This is a genomic window from Prevotella conceptionensis 9403948, assembly GCF_000312305.1.
GTDB lineage: Bacteria > Bacteroidota > Bacteroidia > Bacteroidales > Bacteroidaceae > Prevotella > Prevotella conceptionensis.
Genome location: NZ_HE999449.1, coordinates 224,841 through 245,696 on the forward strand (window position 1 = coordinate 224,841; position 20,856 = coordinate 245,696).

Here is a 20,856-nt window from a genome sequence, read left to right on the forward strand (position 1 = left end):
TAGTTTATTATATTTCTTTATTAATGATTGCGCAAAAGTAACGATAAAAAACGGAATTGCCAAAATGTTCAGGCAATTTAATGTATGCAAACATTAAACTTTTCCAAATGTTGTTCCTTTTATATGCTTAGTTCGTCTAAAACGGTTATCAGCTTTTTATCAAAGGGTTTATCGCTCCTAATGGCTTCGGAAAGTGGCACATATACAATTTCGTTGTTGCGTACACCAATCATAACGTTGCGTTGTCCTTGCATGATGGCATCTATCGCGCCCACTCCTGTGCGGCTAGCCAAGATGCGGTCGTGGGCTGTTGGCCTACCGCCACGCTGCAAATGCCCAAGGATAGACACGCGCACATCATAGTCGGGGAACTCTTTCCTCACACGGTCGGCATAATACAGGGCGCCACACTTGGGACTTTCCGATACGATGACGATGCAACTCTTCTTCGATTTGCGTATGCCCCGTTCCATAAACCGCGCCAATTGGTCAACGTCCGTCGAGTCTTCGGGTATGATGGCGGCCTCTGCGCCAGCAGCAATGGCACTGTTCTGAGCCAAAAAACCTGCATCGCGCCCCATTACTTCGACAAAGAAAATACGTTCGTGGCTTTGCGCCGTGTCGCGTATGCGGTCTACACATTCCACGATAGTATTCATCGTGGTATCGTAACCAATGGTCGAGTCGGTACCGTAAAGGTCGTTATCGATAGTTCCTGGCAGTCCAATACAACACAAGTCGTATTCTCTTGCAAACACCATTGCACCCGTGAGCGAACCATTACCCCCAATCACAACCAAAGCATCTATCCCTTCTTTAACGATGTTGTCGTAAGCTTTCTTCCTTCCCTCTTCTGTTGTGAATTCACTGCTGCGCGCGGTCTTCAATATGGTGCCGCCCTGCATGATGATACCACTAACGTTCTCGGTGGTGAAAGGCTTTATGTCACCATTTATAAGTCCGTCGAAACCACGGTATATGCCTTTTATGTTAAACCCATTACAAATGCCAGCGCGTGTCACGGCGCGTATGGCAGCATTCATTCCTGGTGCATCCCCACCCGACGTGAGTATGCCTATCGTCTTTACTTTTGTCATTGTTTTGATAACTTTATCTAGTTTCTACGCCCCATATATATAATAAGGTGTAGCGTAATCGTCCTTTATTTTGGTTGACAAATTAACAAGTTGACAAGTCAACAAGTTGGTATCCCTATCCATTGTACAAATCTTAGCACGCCATTGCACACCCTCCATCCGTTTGCTTACGTAATGAGCCAAAGCAAAGCCATACCCAATACGCCACCCAAAAGAACTTTCCATCCCACATTGGCGAAATACCACCCAACGCGCATACGCTCCGTTCTTATCAGCGCCAAACCGCTTATCGAGCCTATGGGCAGAATGTTACCACCCACTGCTGTTGCAAAAGCAATCATCTTCCAATAAGCCCCGTTTTGGGCGAAGTTGGCCGAATATGAAGTGAGTTCAGCGTTCTCGCCCGACAAAACGGGATGTAGCGACAGGGCAGACATAGCCGTAACGAAACTGTCGAGCACACTACTGATGGCCGCACTTGCCACGCCAAAGAACCAAATGTTGGGTGTCTGTTTGTCGATATAGGCCGTTACCTCGCTGAAAAAGCCCGTTTCATTAACTACGCCCACCGCAAACATGATGCCTAAAACAAACAATATCATCTGCATAGAGCCATATTGCAACACGCGTGGTATGCGGCGATGTATCGTTTCGCCCGTGTTAAGCAGCTTTCGGTTGAATATTTCGTTAACCACCCATAGCACAGACAGCACGCAAAGTGCGCCGAGGAAAGGGCTTAACTTGGTGATATTATGGAATGTAGGGATAAACCACAGACCGCCAATGCCCACAACGAACATCACAAGACGCTGCCAAACATTCAAGTTGGTATCGTCGCCGCGATAAGGGAGCCGTAAAAATTCAATGTCGATACGGTCGGGCAATGCCCTAGACAACAACCAGGTTGGCACAACACAAGTAACAATGCAAGGTACTGCCATGCTTAACGAATAGTTTGTGGCAGTTATCGCCCCCATGTTCCATAGCACCAAGCCTTCGGGCGAGCCAATAACGGTTAATGCTCCGCCCATGTTTGCAGCAATTACAGCCACACTACCATAAATCATTCGGTAACGCCTGTTGGGTATCACCTGATGAATGAGCGTCAAGGCCATCACCGTTGTGGTAAGGTTGTCTAAGTTTGCAGACACCACAAAGACGATGAGCATCATCATCCAAAGCAGCTTTTTGCTGTCACGAGTTCGTGCCCATATACCCAAGAAGTCGAAACAGCCGTTATTGTTCAATATCTCTACGATGGTCATCGTGGCCAGCAAGAAGAGAACTATCTCGCAAGCCTTACCCACATAACGCAAAAAGATGGTCTGAGCGATAAACTGTTTCACAGCCTGACTGGTGTGCGCCATGCCGTTAAGATAGTCGGCGTAGGCCTGCTTGTGCATCAGCTGCACGAAATCCGTTCCATAAGAAACATACAACACCCACCCCACTGTACCAAGGAATATTGCTACAGCGGCCCTATTCACATTTGTAACATTCTCTGTGCTAATGAGAATAAAACCAACGACTATGATTAAAAGGATAATCAGAGACATTATCTTAGACTATTTAAACGCAAAGGTAACAATTGTTTATGAAACAAACAAGAACAAAAGAAACTATTCAACTTTTTTTTAGCCTATGTCCGTTCTTTGCGCATTAACTCCCACCGCATGTACATGTTAGTAGCGCATGCATTTTGTCTATTTTTCAGTATAAAATTTAACATAATAAGTGGCCTTTCCGTCAACCAATCGCCCACCCCGTCGCAAAAAATCGATTCTCGCGAAGGTCTGTTTTGATGCAAAAAGGGACTAGTTGTAATTGCAGACAAAATGAATATTTATTTGATGAAACCACAGTTTAAACCTGATTTTGGGCTATCTGCTGCTAAAAAAAGTGCAATATGCCGCTAAATGCAGTGCGTTTTGGTGCTAAACGCAGTGCGTTTTGATGCTAAATGCAGTGCGTTTTGGTGCTAAACGCAAGGTAAAATGGTGCTAAATGCGGTGCAAAATGCTGCTAAATGCAAGATGAAAAGCATGAAAATACACTGCAATCGTATAAATATAACTTTTATAATCCATTAAAAACATGGCTGAAAAGGGCGAAATGGACGTTAAAAAGTGGGATTTTAGCGGCTAAAAGCATGTAATTGGGCATGAAAAAATACAAGCTTGCAACCAAACTAGAAAGGTAAAATGGTGCAAAATGCAGGTTCTGTACCTAAAAATAGACAAAACAAGAGACGTAAAAAGCTAAAAATAGTGCCAATTTACCTACTTTTTAACCTATATTTTCGCTAGAACGAAGTGAAAAATAAAGGGACATTGTAAAATAAAAACAACAAACTGAATTAATGAGATTGTGAGCTTGTGAGCTGATGAGTTGATGAGTTGATAAGTTTATGAGTTCTTGAGTTTGCAAGTTGATAAGTTGTTGTGTTTCTAAGTCGTTGAGTTGATGTATTTGGAAGTTGTTGGTTTTTCATGAATGTATAAGCCAGTGAGTTGATTTATCCTACACTTTGTATATGAAGAAATATCTATCTTGTATTGGCACCACAAAGATAACAAACACCTATCAATGTATTGAAAGATTAAAAGTCAAGACAGTTTTAATATTAAAATTTGCACTAGAAACATTGCGCAAAGTAAAGACAGGAGGACAAACAATGCCAGATGGCTGCAAAAAGAATCCGTTGCCCGATAGGTGCAAGGCCAACTTGGCCTTAACTGCACCCCACCGAGCAACGGTAAATTAAGTGTTTACGGTCTTATCACTTTACCAAAGCGACAAACGTTGGCTCTTAGGGATAAACAACTTGTCGCCTTCTTTCACAGCGAAAGCCTCGTACCAGGCATCAATATGGGGCAAAGCGCCATTTACACGCCATTTACCCAGGGCATGCGGGTCGGCTTTTGTGCGGTTACGAATTTCTTGTTCGGTGATGTTTTGTCCCCAAACAGCAGCATAAGCCAAGAAGAAACGTTGTTCGGGCGTAAAGCCGTCGATGTTTTTAAGGTGTTTTTTTGCCTCAACATTTTTGAAAGCATTGAAACTTACTTGCAATCCGCCGTGGTCTGCAAGGTTTTCGCCGAGCGTAAACTGACCATTGGCGTTGAGGTCGGGAAGAACTTTGATGTTCGAGAAGAAGTCGGCATAAAGTTTAGCGCGCTCTTCAAATCCTTTCGCATCAGATGCAGTCCACCAATCATTCATATATCCGTTGGCATCGTATTGCCTGCCCTGGTCGTCAAAGCCGTGTGTCATCTCATGACCAATAACCACGCCGATAGCGCCGTAGTTATAAGCCTCGTCGGCCTTAGGATCGAAGAAGGGACGCTGCAAGATACCAGCGGGGAAACAAATTTCGTTGGTTGTAGGATTGTAGTAAGCGTTAACCGTTTGCGGGGTCATCAACCATTCATCGCGGTCGACGGGCTTACCCGCTCTTGTTAGAATGTGCCTATCGTGCGAGAACTTTCGGCAAGCAAGCACATTCTCATAATACGACTTCGTTGGGTCGATGGTTAGTTTGCTATAATCTATCCATTTGTTGGGGTAACCAATCTTAACATAGAACTTGTTTAGCTTGTTATGCGCAGCTGCTTTTGTGGTGTCGCTCATCCATGTTTGTGCATCAATACGTTGTCCAAGCGAAATTTGCAAGTTGCGCACCAGCTGTTCCATCATCTTCTTCGACGTTTCGGGGAAATAACGGGCAACATACATCTTACCTAATGCCTCACCCATCTGCTCTTCCACTTGGTTTGTGGCACGTTTCCACAACGGATATTCTTCCTTTCGGCCGCTCATGGTCTTGCCAAAGAAGTCGAAGTTGGCCAAACGAATTTCGTTCGTGAGGTACGAGGCTGAACTTTGAATGATGTCCCACTCGATAAGTGCGCGCAAGTCATCGGCCGTTGCGGCTGCATAAAGCTTGTCGTAGCCCTCCATAAACCCAGGTTGCCCCACAATCATTTCCTGAATATAGGCCGATTTCACGCCCTCGGCATTAGCCATTGCTTCAAGATTTATGTTGGGATAGTTTTCCTTAAATTCCTTCAAGGTCATCTTATTGTAGTTGGCTTGTGGGTCGCGCAGTTCGGTTACGCTCTTCGACACCAACGCCAATGCCGTTTCCATGCGGAAAATAGCGTCGCGACGGGCATCGGCTTGTGCCTCGTTAAAGCCATAAAGACGGAACATGCGTGCGATGTGCTTGCGAAAAGCCTCACGAATGGCTACCGTGGCGGGGTCGTTGTTCACATAATAGTCTTTCTGACCAAGCGTTAAACCACCCTGACCGATAGTCAAGATGTTCATCGTTACGTTTTTTTCGTCGGCAGCGAAATACGAACCGAAACCAACGCCGTAACCATAAACGGCATATTTAAGTTGAAATTGTTCAAGGTCGGCCTTGGTTTTAGCCCCTTCCGCCTCTGCAATCAAGGCTGCAACAGGTGCAAGTCCTTCCTTTTCGCGGCGAGTAGAGTCCATAGCCAGCTTGTAATAGTCGGACAATTTCTGCTCCGTGCTACCTGGTTTAAACTTTTTTTTCAGTAGTTCGCCCAAAATGTTGTTAATGCGCTTGTTGTTGTCTTCTTGCAATCGGTCGAAACTTCCATAGCGCGAATAGGCTGCCGGCAACGGATTGTTCTTTTGCCAACCGCCCGTAGCAAACTGATAGAAATCGTCGGCCGCACGAACCGACTTGTCAAGGTCTGACATCACTAGCCCCGACTGCCCCTGAGCCATGCCCAACGTGGGCGAGGCCATCATCAAGAGCGCAGGAAAGATTTGTTTCATGTTCATGATTCTTTTTTTGTTATTGGATAATGATGATTAAATATTTAGTACTAGTTATATGTTCACCGAGACAAAGGGCTACTATCTACCTCTACGACACCTGCCTCGACAGCTCTTCAAGGGTTTGGCTCAGCTCCATCCACTTTTCGTTTTCGCTATCCAAAGCACGTTGCACGGAGGTATATTCGCTCACGAGCGTCATGTCCGAGGCGTTGCTCACGTCGCTTAGCAGTTCGTTAAGTTCGGCAATGCGCTTTTCCATCGATGCAATACGTGCCTCGCATTCCTTAACGGCTTTTTCGGCTTTGTTCACCTTCTTCATCCGATCTTTACGCTGTGCATAACTTTCGTTATCGGCTTTTGGCGTTTCGTCCGTTTTGGTTGGAGCGGGCGCAGCCGTATGCAAAAGGCTATCGATGTTGGCAGATGTGGCGTTATCGGGCTGATTTGCGGCCGCAGTGCGTATAAAATCGTATATGCCACCAAGGTGTTCTTTCACCCTACCCTCGCCAAACTCGTACACTTTCGATACCAATCCGTCGAGGAACTCACGGTCGTGAGAAACCACGATGGCCGTTCCGTCGAACGCTTTGATGGCCTCTTTCAGCACATCCTTCGACTGCATGTCGAGATGATTGGTGGGTTCGTCGAGTATAAGCAAGTTAACAGGCTCTAACAGCAGCTTAATCATAGCCAACCTACTCCGTTCGCCGCCACTCAACACCTTCACTTTCTTGTCCGAAGCCTCGCCCCCAAACATAAATGCGCCCAGTATGTCGCGTATCTTTAAGCGTATATCGCCTTTCGCCACATTATCAATCGTTTCGAAAACGGTTAGGCTTTCGTCTAACAATTGGGCTTGGTTTTGTGCAAAATAGCCTATCTGCACATTGTGACCAATCTTCAATTCGCCCGTGTAAGGTATCTCATTGAGGATGCACTTCACTAGGGTAGACTTACCTTCGCCGTTCCGACCCACAAAGGCAACCTTCTCACCTCGTTTAATGGTAAACGTAACATGGTCGAAAACAGTGTGCTCACCATAATCCTTACGCACATCGTCGCATATAACGGGATAGTCGCCACTGCGCAAACAGGGCGGAAACTTTAATCGCAAAGCCGAAGTGTCCACCTCGTCTACTTCTATCGGCACTATCTTAGCCAACTGTTTGATGCGGCTCTGCACCTGAACAGCCTTCGTAGGTTTATAGCGAAACTTCTCGATAAAGTCTTTCATGTCCGCTATTTCCTTTTGTTGGTTCTCGTAAGCGCGCAGTTGCTGTTCCCTTCGTTCGGCCCTTAGCGTAACATATTCGTCGTACTTCACCCGATAATCAATCACCTTTCCACACGATATTTCTAGCGTGCGGTTAGTTACGTTGTTGATAAAGGCACGGTCGTGACTGACAAGTACCACCGAGCCAGAGCTCTGTGCCAAGAATTGTTCGAGCCATTGAATGCTGTCGATGTCCAAATGGTTGGTGGGTTCGTCGAGCAACAGCACGTCGGGTTTGCGTAAAAGAATCTTTGCCAGCTCGATACGCATACGCCAACCACCGCTAAATTCACTCGTGGGGCGGTCTAAGTCGTTTCTATCAAACCCCAACCCGATGAGCGTTCGCTCCAATTCGGCCTCATAATTGTTGCCACCCAGCATTAGATAACGTTCGTGTTCGTGGGTAAATTGTTCAACGAGAGCCATGTAATCCTCACTTTCGTAGTCGGTTCTTTCGCTCAGTTCGTTGTTCAACTGCTCAACGCGTGCCTTCAATTCCGTATTGTCGGCAAAGGCCTTCCTGGCCTCTTCTTTCACCGTTGTATCATCTTCAAGAACCATTACTTGTGGTAAATATCCCACAGTTGTTCCCGAAGGAACAGACACATTGCCAGCCGTGGGCTTTTGTTTTCCACATAATATTTTGAGCATGGTAGACTTGCCTGCACCGTTTTTGCCAACCAAAGCAATGCGGTCGCGATTGTTCACCACAAAACTAACGTCCTTAAACAACGGCTTTACACTAAACTCAACCGTTAAACCTTCAACTGAAATCATTTATTTGCTATTTACTCGCACAAAGTTAATCATTTTGTTTGAAAGTATGGACGTTTGTTTTAGGATTAGCTTAGCTACAACTACATTTTTGTTGTTTGCCAAATGCAGTTGGTTGTTTTGCTGTTTAAGCGTTGATTTCTTATTTACCGCTTAACTCTTTAAGTAATAATTGGATATAATCCCTACTCCAATCGTCTGCTTTACGTTTCGTGCCGTCGAACTGCAACAAGTCAATGTCTATCTTCACAATGCCTTTCTTCCGCTCTTCGGACACACTTCCCATCTCCGCCTCAATGTTTTTGAGCGCAACGAGCAACTCTTCTAACTGCATACTGCAATACCCTTCGGCCAAACAGTTTGTAAATGGTGGCGAAACGATGCCTATTGCGGGAGTGATAAGCGAACGCGAAAATTGCAATTGCGGGAAAACAGTCAACAACCGTGCTTTGGCATGGTCTATATTCTGTTCGGCTGCGATGTTGCTCCCCAAGGCCAATAAGATGTAATGCGTTTGTTGGTTCATTGGATAAAAATGTTAGGCATACAAATTTACATAATTAACGCGATTTATAAGCCAGTGTAGGCAAAAACTTTTCGTGCAATAGCTAATTGTTTATAAAAACGGCGCAACAAGGTGAAGAATGGTTGAAATACTTATAATATGCTTGTCCGACTGTGCGAAGTTACAATAATAATCATTACTTTTGTGCTTAAAATCAGTTTTATATGAAGAAAATAGTTGTTCTGCTTACCACAATAGCACTTGTACTCCCCGTTTCGGCACAGCTGCGGTGGAATTCGGTGTACCAAACCTACATCAGTCAATATAAGGATCTGGCCATCGAAGAGATGCTCAAACATCGCATTCCCGCCAGTATCACGTTGGCGCAAGGGCTATTGGAGAGCGGCGCAGGACAGGGCGCACTGGTAAAAAAGGGCAACAACCACTTTGGCATTAAGTGTCACGACTGGACAGGACGTAAGACTTACCACGACGACGATGCCAAAAACGAATGTTTTAGGTCGTACAAAAGTGCGAAAGAAAGCTACGAAGACCATAGCCAGTTTTTAAAGCGCGACCGTTACAAGTCGCTTTTTGCACTCGCGCCTAACGACTATCGTGGATGGGCCAAGGGATTAAAGGCATGCGGATATGCCACAGACCCTGGTTATGCCACGAAACTGATTAATGTAATTGAGCTGTATAAGCTATACTTGTACGACTCGGCAAAAGACTACGACAAGTTTTTTGCCAAACATGCAGGCAACTATCTGCCGGGTAGCAGCAACATGCGCCTGCACCCGATATACAAGTACAACGACAACTACTATCTCCGAGCAAGACGAGGAGATACCTTTAAATCGTTGGCCGAAGAACTGGAACTTTCGGCTAGGTCGCTTGCCAAAGCCAACGAACGTTCTAAGAATGACGTGCTGGCCGAAGGCGACATCATCTATCTCAAAAAGAAGCGTAAGCATGCAGAGAAACAATTCAAGGACAGGCCACACGTGGTTAAACCTGGCGAGAGCATGTACGACATCGCACAAAAGTACGGCATCCGCGTGAAGAGCCTGTACAAGATGAACGACTTGCCCGAAGATTACCAGATAAAGGTTGGTGCCGTGTTGAGGGTTTATTAAAAACCGCCTGCACAATGGACAACCAAACGCCAACAGCTTACGCCCCATAGTGCGGGCGTGAGCGCATTGTTTGCCACAACTAGCGGTGACGTAGTGCACGGGTGCGCATTTGGCCCGAACCGCAAACGCCAACAAGCAGCCACACCATGCGGCAATCTGCCTACATCTAACAATTCTAGACAATTATTATCGTTTAACATCATACTATAAAATGAAGACACTACTACTATCAATTCTCGCCTTGGCGAGTACTTTGACTGCGTGGTCGCAACGATTCGACGACGAGTTTGACAACCGAACCCTGCGCATTGACTACACATTTGCCGGGAATGTAAACAAACAAGAGATTTCTGTGGCCAAGCTAAACGTCATGCCTGGATGGTACGGCAAACGGCAAAGACTTGCAGAAATACCTGTTGAAGGCAACGGACAGATTACTGTTAGGCGGAAGAAAGACAAGCAAGTGATTTACCGCAACTCTTTCTCAACGCTGTTTCAAGAATGGCTTACCTACGACGAGGCCAAGTCGTCGTCCAAGTCTTTCGAAAATGTGTTCCTCGTTCCAATGCCAAAAGACACGGTGGAGATTACCATCGACCTGCGAAACAACCGCCGACAGGTTGTGGCTAGCCTAACGCACACGGTGGCTCCAAAGGACATCTTGATTAGAAAAATAGGCGAAACATCCGTTACGCCTTACGAAACGATCCAGAAGGCAGCCGATCCGAACCATTGCATCCACATCGCCTACGTTGCAGAAGGCTACACAGATGCGGAAATGGACGTGTTCTTAAAAGATGCCAAAGCGGCAACCGAGGCCCTGTTCGCCCACGAACCATTTAAGTCTACACGCAACCGATTTAACATTGTGGCAGTGAAATCGTCCTCAAAGGAGAGCGGCACAAGCGAACCCTCTAAGGGAATATGGAAAAATACGGCGTTGCACTCGCACTTCGACACGTTTTATAGCGACCGTTACCTTACCACACTGAACCTATTTGAACTGCACGACTGGTTGGCCGGCACGCCATACGAACATATTATCGTACTGGTGAACACTGAAAAGTATGGCGGCGGTGGCATACTTAACTCTTATAACCTGTCGATGACCCACCACGAGAAGTTCAAACCAGTGGTCGTACATGAGTTTGGACATAGCTTTGCAGGGTTAGGTGATGAATATGCCTATGAGGCCGAAAGCATTTCAATGTACCCACGCGACATCGAACCTTGGGAGGAGAACCTCACTACATTAGTGGACTTCAAGGGGAAATGGGAAAACCTCGTTAAGAAGAATACCCCGATACCAACACCTGCAACCGAGAAGAATAAGAAAACAGTTGGTGCTTACGAAGGTGCCGGATATAGCCTAAAAGGTGTTTATCGTGGCTATCAAGATTGCAGGATGCGCACAAACGAGTTTCCAGAGTTCTGCCCTGTGTGTAAGCAAGCCCTAACAAGGTTTATTGATTTCTATACCAAATAGGCCAAATACGCCAAGAATAAACTTTGGAACACCAATTTGTAAGCCCCTTGTACTGACACTACAAAGGGGCTTGTATTGACACTACAAGACGCTTGTACTCGCACTACGAGCCGCTTGTAGTGTGAGTACAAGCGTGTTTGTAGCCGCTATACAGATAGTTTTCACTAACAGATTGACAACGAAACGGCGGTGTACAACCAACGTTCCAAAAGAAACTCCTTTCGTCTATAAGCTAAGTTCTATTGGTCCTGCTTATATCAACGTGAGTGGAAACAAAGAAAAGCCCCACTGCCGACCAAAGGATATGGCCATGCAGTGGAGCTTTCGTGTATGGTTAAAGGCAAATCAGTGGTTAAGACTTGACTTGTAGCGACACAGCTTTCACAACGCACCTTGTGCCTTTAATACCCAATATTTAGCATCTTACTTTTTCTTTTCTTCGGGTACAAGATACCAGTCGCCCGTTTCCTTTACCAGCTTGCGAGCAAAAGCCTCAGGATAGCCAGGGCGTTGAACCTTTGCGCCAAGACCTTCCTTGTTGCGTTTGAAACTGCGTCCTTCGGTGGGTTTAACAGCCATGTCGTTATACTTTACGATAAGGAAGGTGGCCAATTCTTTCCAGTTCTTCAACATAGATTGTGCCTGCTCGTTGCTATAATCGTTCAGATATTTAATGGTTTTCGATACGTCTGTGTTGTAAAGTTCGGCTGCACGTTTCTCTACTTGTGGCTGTTGAGCCAAATAACTGTTTTCAAGACTGTCGCGCATTGCTTTAAGCGGCGGGAAAAGAAGGCTGTAACGTGGGTAAACCATGTTGCTAACCCAGTTGCAAACCCAATACGCATTCTTGTCCGAGAAGTTCAAAGCATCGGCACCAGGCGTGTTATAGCATTCGGGTTGAACGGTATTTCCGCAATAGATGGGCGTATAGGGAACCATGTTTCCATCGTCGTTGCCAAACCAAAGGATGCCACCAATCTGCCTAGGTAACCAAGAACGCAGTTGAGCAATAAAGCTGAAAGCGGTTTGTTGGGTGGATACAGGACGTTCGTTGAAGTATTTTTTACCGTCTACCGTATAGTAAAGCGGTGTGGGACGATAAGGCATTTGCCAGATGCCTCCACCAACATTGGTGCTGTCCAGTGCCAAAGGCGTTCCTTCGTAATGGTCGCGCATGGCAGCAGCAACGTCTTCGAAACTTACTTTCTTGTTGGGAATTATCCACAAAGGCATGTCTTCGGCATTGGGGTCCTTGCCAAGAACCCAAGGCAAATAGCGGTCGAAGTTGTCGGCAAAGCGGTTAAAGAAACTGTAAACACGTGCATCGCAGAACCTTCTTCCTCCGAAAGTGGGTTCGCCATAGACATCGCGCCAAGAGAAATCCTTATCCTTACCCGTGTACCAACCCTTTGAACGTGCAAAGCTGATAACGTCTTTCGAGTACATTACGTCGCTTTTGGGGTATTGCATAAACTTTGTTATGCGACTTTGGTTGGCATGAGCGCAAATGGCGTTGTCGGGAATGCGCACCGCAACCCACACTGCACCTTTACTTCCTGCGCCCTTTCCCATCATCTCCATAATCCAAGCCTCGTTGGGATCGCAGATGGTGAAAGTTTCGCCACCAGAGTAATAGCCATAGGTGTTTACCAAAGTGGTCATCACGTTGATAGCCTCGCGTGCCGTTTTGCTACGCTGCAAGGCGATGTATATAAGCGAACCATAGTCTATCAAGCCCGTTGAGTCGGTCATTTCTTCTCGTCCTCCGTATGTGGTTTCACCAATGCAGACTTGGTGTTCGTTGATGTTTCCGATAACGTTATAGGTAATAGGTGCCTCTGGAATTTCGCCCAGATACTTGTGGCTGTCCCAATCGAACACCTTACGCATTTCTCCTTTGGCGTGCTTTCCTGCGGGGAAATGACACAATCCGATGAACATACCGTAGTCGTCAGCATTATATGTGCAGAAGACCGACCCGTCTTTGCTTGCCTTTTTACCCACAATAAAGTTGGTGCAAGCATAGCTGCCCAGCCCAACTAGGGAGAAGGCGGCAATTAGCAATAGCTTCTTCATAACTGTATAATTAGTTTGATTAATAAAGAATATCTGTTTCAAAACGTCTTTTGTTGCCTTGATTGTCCGTGGCGAAGAACGTTAAACGGCGTTGTTTACCTGTGCGCTTGATTGGTGTTTCGGCCAGCTTGCACGCCACCCACGGACTTAAAGGCACGTCTTCGAACAAGACGAACTGCCCATCTATGTAGCCTTGGTAGGTGTCTACGCCGCTTTTCGCATCGGTAAGTCCTAGCTTGATGGTTTTCGTAGCGTTCCAATTGCCTTGTCCCACAGGCGAAACAATAGGCGGTTCGTCATCGTATTCGATGGAATATTGCAAATGAAGGTCGCGCATGTTGGCCGTAACCCAGCCTTTTTCGTATGTTCCACCCAGATAGCGCGTAACATAACCGCGCCCACTGATGTATAGTTTAGAAGTGTCTTTTACCTTCTTCGTCAATTTCAAGCTTATTCGTGCAGGACGGAAAAGCCGTTGGGCACTGTTGGTGAACGTGCAAGAATTGGAGAGAGCGTCGTCTTTACAACTTATAGTCGGTGTCAAGGTAATGGCATTGGCAACCGAATTGGGCCTTATCAACAACTGCACACCATCTGTTTGCATGGCGTATGGCCTGTTCCAGTACACACTCCGTAGCGTACTTGCTTGCCGTTGCGGAACGAAAGCGCGTTTTTGTCCCGCCACGGTGAACGTATATCGGCTTGTGTTGCCTTTAAAGTCGGTCAGCACATATTCTATATGGTAATCACGTTCTTGATTAAAGTTCACAATTCCCTTGTTTTTGTCGGCAGATAACATTTGCAATCCCATGCCCGGATAGAGAAACGAATGCATGTACCACACATTATATCGCAAGAAATGTTCATGGTCGCCCCATGCGTTTACCTGAACAGTCTTTTCGTAAGGAATACGATTGACGTTGCTTTTGAAAACGGTTTTGCCATCAACCAACAACTCTGTCTTCTTAACACCATATCTATTATAGGTTATTTCCATGTAGTCGTTGGCCCATATTCCAAAGCCCACCTTACCCCAAGCGATGAACTTATTGGGCAAATTGTGTGAGGAGAACGAATGCGAAGACTTGCCGGGATTGTTGTTAAAGACACCTTCGCCACTAACGGGATAGGCCATAAAGCCGTGCGCCATGGGTGCCAGGGCGTCTTTAACATGGTGTCCGATGAAGTCGAGAGGATCGAGCATGTCGCCCGAACGTGTTTCATGCAATTCAAGATGCAGGTGCGGTGCCTCCGATGCGCCCGAATTTCCGCTAATGGCAATGAGTTGTCCCTTTACAACAGGTAGGTCGGTGGGTTTAAACCAGATGTCGCCCGTAGACTGTTTATTGACATACTGCCACTTCCTAACCATAGCTTTGATAGCAGGCGTAAATGTTTTCAGGTGGCAATATACGCTGGTATAGCCTTCGGGATGGTGTACGTAGACGGCATTTCCAAAGCCATCGTAGCCCACAGAGACGTGCGACACGTAGCCATCGCCAATGGAAAAGATGGCTTTTCCCTCCACTCCATCGGTCTTTACGTCCACTCCGCCATGAAAATGGTTGGGGCGAGGCTCGCCAAAGTTACCAGCCAAAGAGATGGGATAGTTTACAGGAGAGCCAAAAAGCACATTGGCCGCCAGCATTATAGATAGTATGATGTTCGTCATGCCATGTTTGTTACTTATTAATTAAAAGGTAGAAAGGCAATGTTTAAGTTATAGGGGCGTGCCTGTGGAGGGCAAATACAACTGAAAGAGCAGCTATTGGCTTGCACTTATTCTAGTAACACGCCCTTGTGAAATGCCCGAAGTTCCCCTTTCTCATGCTCTTTCAGAACAATTTCGCCACCAAGCCAAATGGTATTGGCCTGTTCGCCGTCGAGAGCTGAATAGCTTTGCACTGCGCCTTTGGCTATGTTCACCACTCCATTCCTCAGTATCACGTCGCCGTGAACTATCGTGTTGGCAGCGTAGAGCTTTCGTTCATCCATTGTTTCGGGTCGTCTATGGTCACAGCCGAGTCTATCTTGTTGGGCTCGGGCTGATTACTTGGCTGTTCGGGAGCGTTTGCACGCATCTTGATTAGCCTAATATTGTAGATGGGCAGCAGTCGAAGTGTGGTTTGCATGCCCCCAAAAGCTTTCTCGTTGTTCAGCAAGAAGTATCCGTTTATCCGTTTAATACCCTGTCGCTCGCTGTCGTTAAGCTGTAAGGTGAAGTGCGAGGGCGATGATATATGTATGGTCTGCGCCACAACGCTGTCGTTGGCAAGGGTCATAGCTAGTACCGCCACGGCATCGCGCACGCCTTCTTGGAAGATAAATTGAACATCGAACTCTAACAAGTAGCGGTCGCCCTTATGGAAACTCGTATCGGCTTTTATGGCGAACGAGTACATATTATAAGGAATCTGACTTGTTAACACCACAGAACGGTCGCCATTCCATACGTTGGCCGTATCGCCCTTAGACGAAAGGCGGTCGTAATTGGCAGCGGCTCCGCCTAATGCCATTTCTTCTGATTCAAGTCTTTTCGAAAGTCGTTGGTATATATCGTGGAGCATGTTGGTGTTTTGCATGTAGTAAACCATCGACGAATCGAACTTCGCTTGGTCTACGCCATGTTTCTTTAATGCGGCCAAACGATAGGCGTATTCGTCCTTTCCGTCGCCCATGCTGTTACGCGCCATTGCCCCTGCAAGGTGGTAATCGTAGAGAATGTCTTCCATCTCGCCGGGCTGGATGTACTGGCTAGGCACGCCTGGCTTACAACCTTGGGCCGTAAGCAAGAGCAAAGCGAACATGAATACGCCAACAATCGTTTTCACCACATTCACCATGTTATTCTTCTTCGTTAACGTTCTTCTTTCTCGAAAAGCTAAACGAAATGGTTTCCCATTCCTTTCTACAAAACAAGAAAAGACACACAACACCAACGCTGATGCTTGCATCGGCGAAGTTGAACACGGGACTGAAGAACACAAATTGCTCTCCGCCTTTGAACGGGAACCAATCGGGATAGGTGGTTACGATGAGTGGGAAGTAGAACATGTCTACCACTTTGCCCGTTAAGAAGTCGGCATAGCCACTGCCAAAGGGAACAAACGAGGCCACCGTAAAGGGTGTGGAGGCGTTGAATATCAGCCCATAGAACATGGAATCGACCATGTTTCCCATTGCGCCGGCTAGTATCATGGAAAGGAAAACGACGTATCGCGTACGCATGCCTTGCTTTACCACCTTCCAAATGTAGCGGGCGATAACGACAATAGCCACCAATCGCAGAATGCTAAGAACCAACTTGTTGATGAAAGTCATGCCATAGGCCATGCCATTGTTCTCCACGAAGTCGATGTAAAACCAATCCGTAACGTGAATGGCCTCACCTAACGACATGCTTGTCTTCACCTCAATCTTGATAACCTGGTCGATGATGAGGATTACAACCACCAATAATATGGCCAAACGGCCATCTGTTAATAACTCTTTTCCTTTTGCCATGAATGGTTTTCTGTTGGTCAGCACAATGCCTTGCGCCCCACAAACCTGTTGCAGGGGCAAGACATCTGCTGTGTTAAGGCGCGTACTTTAACGTTTGCGCGCGTTCTTCGACTCCACGCTTAGTGTGGCATGAGGAACGGCCATAAGTCTTTGCTTGGGTATAAGCTCGCCTGTTATGCGGTCGATGCCATAGGTTTTGTTGGCAATTCGCACAAGGGCTGCTTCTAGCCCCGTAATGAACTTCTGTTGCCGATTAGCCAATTGTATCAGTTCTTCCTTACTTTGCGTTGCACTTCCTTCCTCCAAAACCTTGTAGGTTGGTGAAGTATCGTCTACATCGTTGCCGTCAGCGTTCATCAAGGTACGCATCATGGCCTCGTAATCTCGGCGTGCAAGCCTTAGTTTCTCGTTGATAATAACGCGGAACTCTTCCAGTTCCTCGTCATTGTAACGTGTTTTGTTAGCCATAAGTTAGATAGGGTTTTTAGTGAATTATTTTATCTATTTGAATGTTCAAGTTAAAGTCCTCGAAGGCAATTTCTTTTCCTTCGTTGGGCTGTACAAGGAGGTCGTCGGCCAGAACTTGGCTCTTGATGTAATCTCCAAAGGCCGCCACAGCTGCATCCGTTTGGGCGTTGGGCGCCAAGGTAACCTTTATTCGGTCGGTAATTTCCAGTCCACTTTCCTTGCGTAGGTTCTGAACGCGGTTGATAATCTCGCGCGCCATACCTTCTTTTACCAGTTCGTCTGTGAGTTCCACTTCGAGAGCTACGGTCAGATTGCCTTCGTTAGACACCAACCAGCCTGGAATATCCTCGCTGATAATCTCTACATCGGCCGCCTCAACCGTCACTTCGTTACCTTCAACCATCAAGTTGATGTTTCCATTGCGTTCCAAGTCGGCTATGGCCTCTTGCTCCAAGGTTTCCATTTGGGCGGCGATACCTTTCATCAGCTTACCAAACTTCTTACCCATTGTACGGAAATTGCACTTCACTTTCTTAACAAGCATGCCCTTTCCGTCTTCAACGAAATTCAGTTCCTTAATGTTCACCTCACTCATAATGAGGTCTTTCACGGCCTCGATGTGCGCTCTTTGACGTTGGTCTACGGCAGGAATCATGATTTGCAGCAGGGGCTGACGCACCTTGATGTTCACCTTACGGCGCAAAGCCAATACCATCGAGGTTATCTTCTGGGCCATTTCCATGCGCTCTTCCAATTCGCGGTCGATGCACTTATCGTCTGCAACGGGGAAGTCGGCCAAATGAACCGATTGCAAATGCCCACGATTGGTAGCCCTTGTGAGGTCGAGATACAGCTGGTCGGCATAGAAAGGGGCGAACGGAGCCAACAATTTAGCCACTGTTTCAAGGCAAGTATACAGCGTTTGGTAGGCACTGAGTTTGTCTTGACTCATCTCCTTACCCCAGAAACGTTTGCGATTGAGGCGAACATACCAGTTACTGAGGTCGTCGTTCACAAAAGTATCAATCAATCTGCCAGCCCTTGTGGGGTCGTAGTCGTCCATTTCGCGTTCCACACCCTTAACCAATGAGTGCAATTCCGACAGAATCCAACGGTCAATCTCAGGCCGTTCGTTCAGGGGAACATCGGCTTGACTGTAATCAAAACCATCTACATTGGCGTAGAGAGCAAAGAACGAATAGGTGTTATAGAGCGTTCCGAAGAGTTTACGGCGTATTTCGTCCACACTTTCGGCATCGAATTTGAGGTTGTCCCAAGGCTCCGAGTTGGTAAGCATGTACATGCGAACGGGGTCGGCACCGTATTTCTCCATCATTTCGAAGGGGTTCACCACATTGCCCACGTGCTTGCTCATCTTATTTCCTTTGGCATCGAGCACCAATCCCGTAGAGATAACGTTCTTGAAAGCCACACTATCGAACACCATTGTTGCAATGGCGTGCAGCGTAAAGAACCATCCACGTGTTTGGTCAACACCTTCGTTGATGAAGTCGGCAGGGAATGCGATGCGTTTGTCGATGAGTTCGGCATTCTCGAAAGGGTAATGCACCTGTGCATAAGGCATTGCTCCAGAGTCGAACCACACGTCTATGAGGTCTATTTCGCGTGTCATGGGCTTTCCTGCCTCACTTACTAGCACAATATCGTCAACATAAGGACGGTGCAAGTCTATGCGTTCGTAGTTGTCTTGCGCATAATCGCCAGGCACAAACCCTTGTTCTTTAAGCGGATTAGAAGGCATATGGCCTGCTGCCACACTCTTTTCAATCTCCGAATATAGTTCTTCGAGCGAGCCAATACATATTTCGCGACCGTCTTCATCGCGCCAAATGGGTAGCGGCGTACCCCAGAAACGCGAACGCGAGAGGTTCCAATCGTTGAGGTTTTCTAGCCAATTACCAAATCGACCCGTACCAGTTGATTCGGGTTTCCAATTAATAGTCTTGTTCAACTCGAACATCCGCTCTTTCTTTGCGGTTGAACGGATAAACCAACTATCAAGCGGATAATACAGAACGGGCTTGTCTGTGCGCCAGCAATGGGGGTAGCTGTGCACATGTTTCTCTATCTTGAAGGCCTTATTCTCGGCCTTTAAGTCCATGCAGATAGATACGTCGAGCGTCTCGTCGGCATCTGTCAGTGTGTCATCGTATGCGTTTTTCACATACCTTCCTGCGTATTTGTTCCATTCGGGCAGGTTAACGTACTTGCTAACGAAGTCGGCATCGAGGTCTTCCACCTTAAAATACTTGCCTTCTAGGTCAACAACGGGCCTTTCTGCTCCTTTCTTATCCACCAACACAATGGGCGGAACGCCCGCCTTACGAGCCACAAGCGCATCGTCGGCACCGAAGTTCGGTGCGATGTGCACAATGCCCGTACCATCTTCGGTGGTAACATAATCGCCCAATATAACGCGGAACGCGCCATCTTCCATTGGCGAAATAAATGGCAGCAGCTGATGATAAGCAATGTCAACAAGTTCAGTTCCCTTGTAGTTGGCTATCACTTTCCAAGGTATAACCTTATCGCCTTTCTTATAAGTAGAAAGCTCCACGTCTTTACCGGCCTCGTTGAAATAAGCGTTAAGGCGCGCCTCTGCCAACACAACAGTGATGGGTTCGCCCGTGTAAGGATTAAAGCTTTGCACAGCAGCATAGTCAATCTTCGGGCCAACACACAGTGCAGAGTTGGCAGCTAGGGTCCAAGGAGTGGTTGTCCACGCCATGAAATAAGCCTTTCCCCATTGTTCCCATTCGGGTTTGGGGTTCTTTATCTCAAACTGAGCGGTAACGGTAGTGTCTTTAACGTCGCGATAACAGCCTGGAAGGTTCAGCTCGTGCGAACTAAGTCCTGTGCCTGCTGCCGGCGAATAGGGCTGTATGGTATAGCCCTTATAGAGCATATCCTTGGTGTATAACTGTTTCAATAGCCACCAAAGGGTTTCGATATACTTGTTATCGTAGGTGATGTATGGGTTGTCGAGGTCGACAAAGTACCCCATTTTCTCGGTAAGTTCGCGCCATTCGGCCGTGTACATCATCACATTCTCACGACATTTCTTGTTGTAGTCGGCAACGGAGATGTACTTAGCAGACTCTTTGTTGTCGATGTCTGCCTTGGTAATGCCCAATTCTTTCTCCACTCCAAGTTCCACAGGCAAGCCATGCGTGTCCCATCCAGCCTTTCGTTTCACTTGGAAACCCTTCATCGTTTTATATCGGTTGAATGTATCTTTAATGCTTCTAGCGAGTACATGGTGAATGCCCGGATGTCCGTTGGCCGACGGAGGCCCTTCGTAAAAGACAAATTGTGGGCATCCTTCTTTTTCGTCTATCGTCTTATGGAAAATGTCGTTCTTCTCCCACTCAGCCAACACGTCTTTGTTGGTCTGCGTAAGATTAAGTCCTTTGTACTCGGCAAATTTGTTGGCCATATTCTATACCTTATTTTATACGTCTTTGTTTATACAAAGCGCAAAGGTAAGAAAAAAAGTTATTATAGCCAAGTATAGGTACGAAAAAGGCTATATAGCCAGCGGTGTGCAATTGTTGAATGCCCAATGTAAGGGCGAATGCGCAGACAAAAGCACAAGTTAATGGGGGTGTATGCAACACCCTACAATTGTTTTTCGGCGCTACTCTTGCCCAATAAGGCATTTTTTAGTAAGTTTGCACTACACATTATTATATATAAGG

The 20,856-nt window shown here is 46.6% G+C and carries 14 protein-coding genes; 2 read left to right on the forward strand and 12 right to left on the reverse strand.

Annotated features, from left to right (window positions below; genetic code table 11):
• Positions 1–119 precede the first annotated feature (119 nt).
• From pfkA to BN93_RS11590, 5 genes are all read right to left on the reverse strand, one after another.
• Positions 120–1,097: a 6-phosphofructokinase gene (gene pfkA, locus BN93_RS11570; RefSeq protein ID WP_044260591.1), complete on the reverse strand. Its 978-nt coding sequence runs from the start codon at positions 1,095–1,097 to the stop codon at positions 120–122.
• Between the two features lie 167 nt (positions 1,098–1,264).
• Positions 1,265–2,653 (reverse strand): SLC13 family permease, encoded by a 1,389-nt coding sequence (locus BN93_RS11575; RefSeq protein WP_019188485.1) that lies wholly within the window; start codon positions 2,651–2,653, stop codon positions 1,265–1,267.
• Between the two features lie 1,228 nt (positions 2,654–3,881).
• Positions 3,882–5,915 carry a M13 family metallopeptidase gene (locus BN93_RS11580; protein WP_019188486.1) on the reverse strand — a complete coding sequence of 678 codons (2,034 nt, stop codon included), beginning with the start codon at positions 5,913–5,915 and terminating at the stop codon, positions 3,882–3,884.
• Positions 5,916–6,000: 85 nt separating this feature from the next.
• Positions 6,001–7,962 carry an ABC-F family ATP-binding cassette domain-containing protein gene (locus BN93_RS11585; RefSeq protein WP_019188487.1) on the reverse strand — a complete coding sequence of 654 codons (1,962 nt, stop codon included), beginning with the start codon at positions 7,960–7,962 and terminating at the stop codon, positions 6,001–6,003.
• A gap of 139 nt (positions 7,963–8,101) precedes the next feature.
• Positions 8,102–8,485 (reverse strand): 2-amino-4-hydroxy-6-hydroxymethyldihydropteridine diphosphokinase, encoded by a 384-nt coding sequence (locus BN93_RS11590; RefSeq protein ID WP_019188488.1) that lies wholly within the window; start codon positions 8,483–8,485, stop codon positions 8,102–8,104.
• Positions 8,486–8,688: 203 nt separating this feature from the next.
• Here BN93_RS11590 and BN93_RS11595 point away from each other — a divergent pair, with 203 nt between their 5' ends.
• Positions 8,689–9,603 carry a glucosaminidase domain-containing protein gene (locus BN93_RS11595; protein ID WP_019188489.1) on the forward strand — a complete coding sequence of 305 codons (915 nt, stop codon included), beginning with the start codon at positions 8,689–8,691 and terminating at the stop codon, positions 9,601–9,603.
• A gap of 211 nt (positions 9,604–9,814) precedes the next feature.
• Positions 9,815–11,089 carry a M64 family metallopeptidase gene (locus BN93_RS11600; protein ID WP_044260592.1) on the forward strand — a complete coding sequence of 425 codons (1,275 nt, stop codon included), beginning with the start codon at positions 9,815–9,817 and terminating at the stop codon, positions 11,087–11,089.
• Between the two features lie 423 nt (positions 11,090–11,512).
• On the opposite strand, the gene BN93_RS11605 is transcribed toward BN93_RS11600, so the two are convergent.
• The 7 genes from BN93_RS11605 to ileS all read right to left on the reverse strand — a co-directional run bounded on the left by BN93_RS11605 (position 11,513) and on the right by ileS (position 20,594).
• The gene (locus BN93_RS11605; protein WP_019188491.1) at positions 11,513–13,165 is read right to left on the reverse strand and encodes a dipeptidase; all 1,653 of its coding nucleotides are present in this window, start codon (positions 13,163–13,165) and stop codon (positions 11,513–11,515) included.
• A 19-nt stretch (positions 13,166–13,184) separates the two neighbouring features.
• Positions 13,185–14,837, reverse strand: a complete 1,653-nt coding sequence (locus BN93_RS11610) for a M23 family metallopeptidase (protein ID WP_019188492.1) — start codon at positions 14,835–14,837, stop codon at positions 13,185–13,187.
• A gap of 107 nt (positions 14,838–14,944) precedes the next feature.
• Complete coding sequence (locus BN93_RS17665) at positions 14,945–15,160, reverse strand: hypothetical protein (RefSeq protein ID WP_157462812.1); 216 nt, start codon at positions 15,158–15,160, stop codon at positions 14,945–14,947.
• Entirely contained in the window at positions 15,124–15,996 is an 873-nt protein-coding gene (locus BN93_RS11615) for a DUF4296 domain-containing protein (RefSeq protein ID WP_232211176.1), read from the reverse strand. Before BN93_RS11615 ends, BN93_RS17665 begins: the two co-directional genes overlap by 37 nt.
• Before the next feature lie 13 nt (positions 15,997–16,009).
• Positions 16,010–16,669: a lipoprotein signal peptidase gene (locus BN93_RS11620; RefSeq protein ID WP_044260639.1), complete on the reverse strand. Its 660-nt coding sequence runs from the start codon at positions 16,667–16,669 to the stop codon at positions 16,010–16,012.
• 87 nt (positions 16,670–16,756) lie between these two features.
• Positions 16,757–17,137 carry a TraR/DksA family transcriptional regulator gene (locus BN93_RS11625; RefSeq protein ID WP_009229902.1) on the reverse strand — a complete coding sequence of 127 codons (381 nt, stop codon included), beginning with the start codon at positions 17,135–17,137 and terminating at the stop codon, positions 16,757–16,759.
• Between the two features lie 16 nt (positions 17,138–17,153).
• Positions 17,154–20,594 carry an isoleucine--tRNA ligase gene (gene ileS / locus BN93_RS11630; protein WP_019188496.1) on the reverse strand — a complete coding sequence of 1,147 codons (3,441 nt, stop codon included), beginning with the start codon at positions 20,592–20,594 and terminating at the stop codon, positions 17,154–17,156.
• Between the last annotated feature and the right edge of the window lie 262 nt (positions 20,595–20,856).

Excerpts from the sequence above, each read along its gene's own strand:
- BN93_RS11580 (WP_019188486.1), bottom strand. The coding sequence starts at position 5,915 with ATGAACATGAAACAAATCTTTCCTGCGCTCTTGATGATGGCCTCGCCC.
- BN93_RS11575 (WP_019188485.1), bottom strand. The coding sequence starts at position 2,653 with ATGTCTCTGATTATCCTTTTAATCATAGTCGTTGGTTTTATTCTCATT.
- ileS (WP_019188496.1), bottom strand. The coding sequence starts at position 20,594 with ATGGCCAACAAATTTGCCGAGTACAAAGGACTTAATCTTACGCAGACC.
- BN93_RS17665 (WP_157462812.1), bottom strand. The coding sequence starts at position 15,160 with ATGGATGAACGAAAGCTCTACGCTGCCAACACGATAGTTCACGGCGAC.
- BN93_RS11590 (WP_019188488.1), bottom strand. The coding sequence starts at position 8,485 with ATGAACCAACAAACGCATTACATCTTATTGGCCTTGGGGAGCAACATC.
- BN93_RS11620 (WP_044260639.1), bottom strand. The coding sequence starts at position 16,669 with ATGGCAAAAGGAAAAGAGTTATTAACAGATGGCCGTTTGGCCATATTA.
- BN93_RS11585 (WP_019188487.1), bottom strand. The coding sequence starts at position 7,962 with ATGATTTCAGTTGAAGGTTTAACGGTTGAGTTTAGTGTAAAGCCGTTG.
- BN93_RS11625 (WP_009229902.1), bottom strand. The coding sequence starts at position 17,137 with ATGGCTAACAAAACACGTTACAATGACGAGGAACTGGAAGAGTTCCGC.
- BN93_RS11605 (WP_019188491.1), bottom strand. The coding sequence starts at position 13,165 with ATGAAGAAGCTATTGCTAATTGCCGCCTTCTCCCTAGTTGGGCTGGGC.
- BN93_RS11600 (WP_044260592.1), top strand. The coding sequence starts at position 9,815 with ATGAAGACACTACTACTATCAATTCTCGCCTTGGCGAGTACTTTGACT.
- BN93_RS11595 (WP_019188489.1), top strand. The coding sequence starts at position 8,689 with ATGAAGAAAATAGTTGTTCTGCTTACCACAATAGCACTTGTACTCCCC.
- pfkA (WP_044260591.1), bottom strand. The coding sequence starts at position 1,097 with ATGACAAAAGTAAAGACGATAGGCATACTCACGTCGGGTGGGGATGCA.
- BN93_RS11610 (WP_019188492.1), bottom strand. The coding sequence starts at position 14,837 with ATGACGAACATCATACTATCTATAATGCTGGCGGCCAATGTGCTTTTT.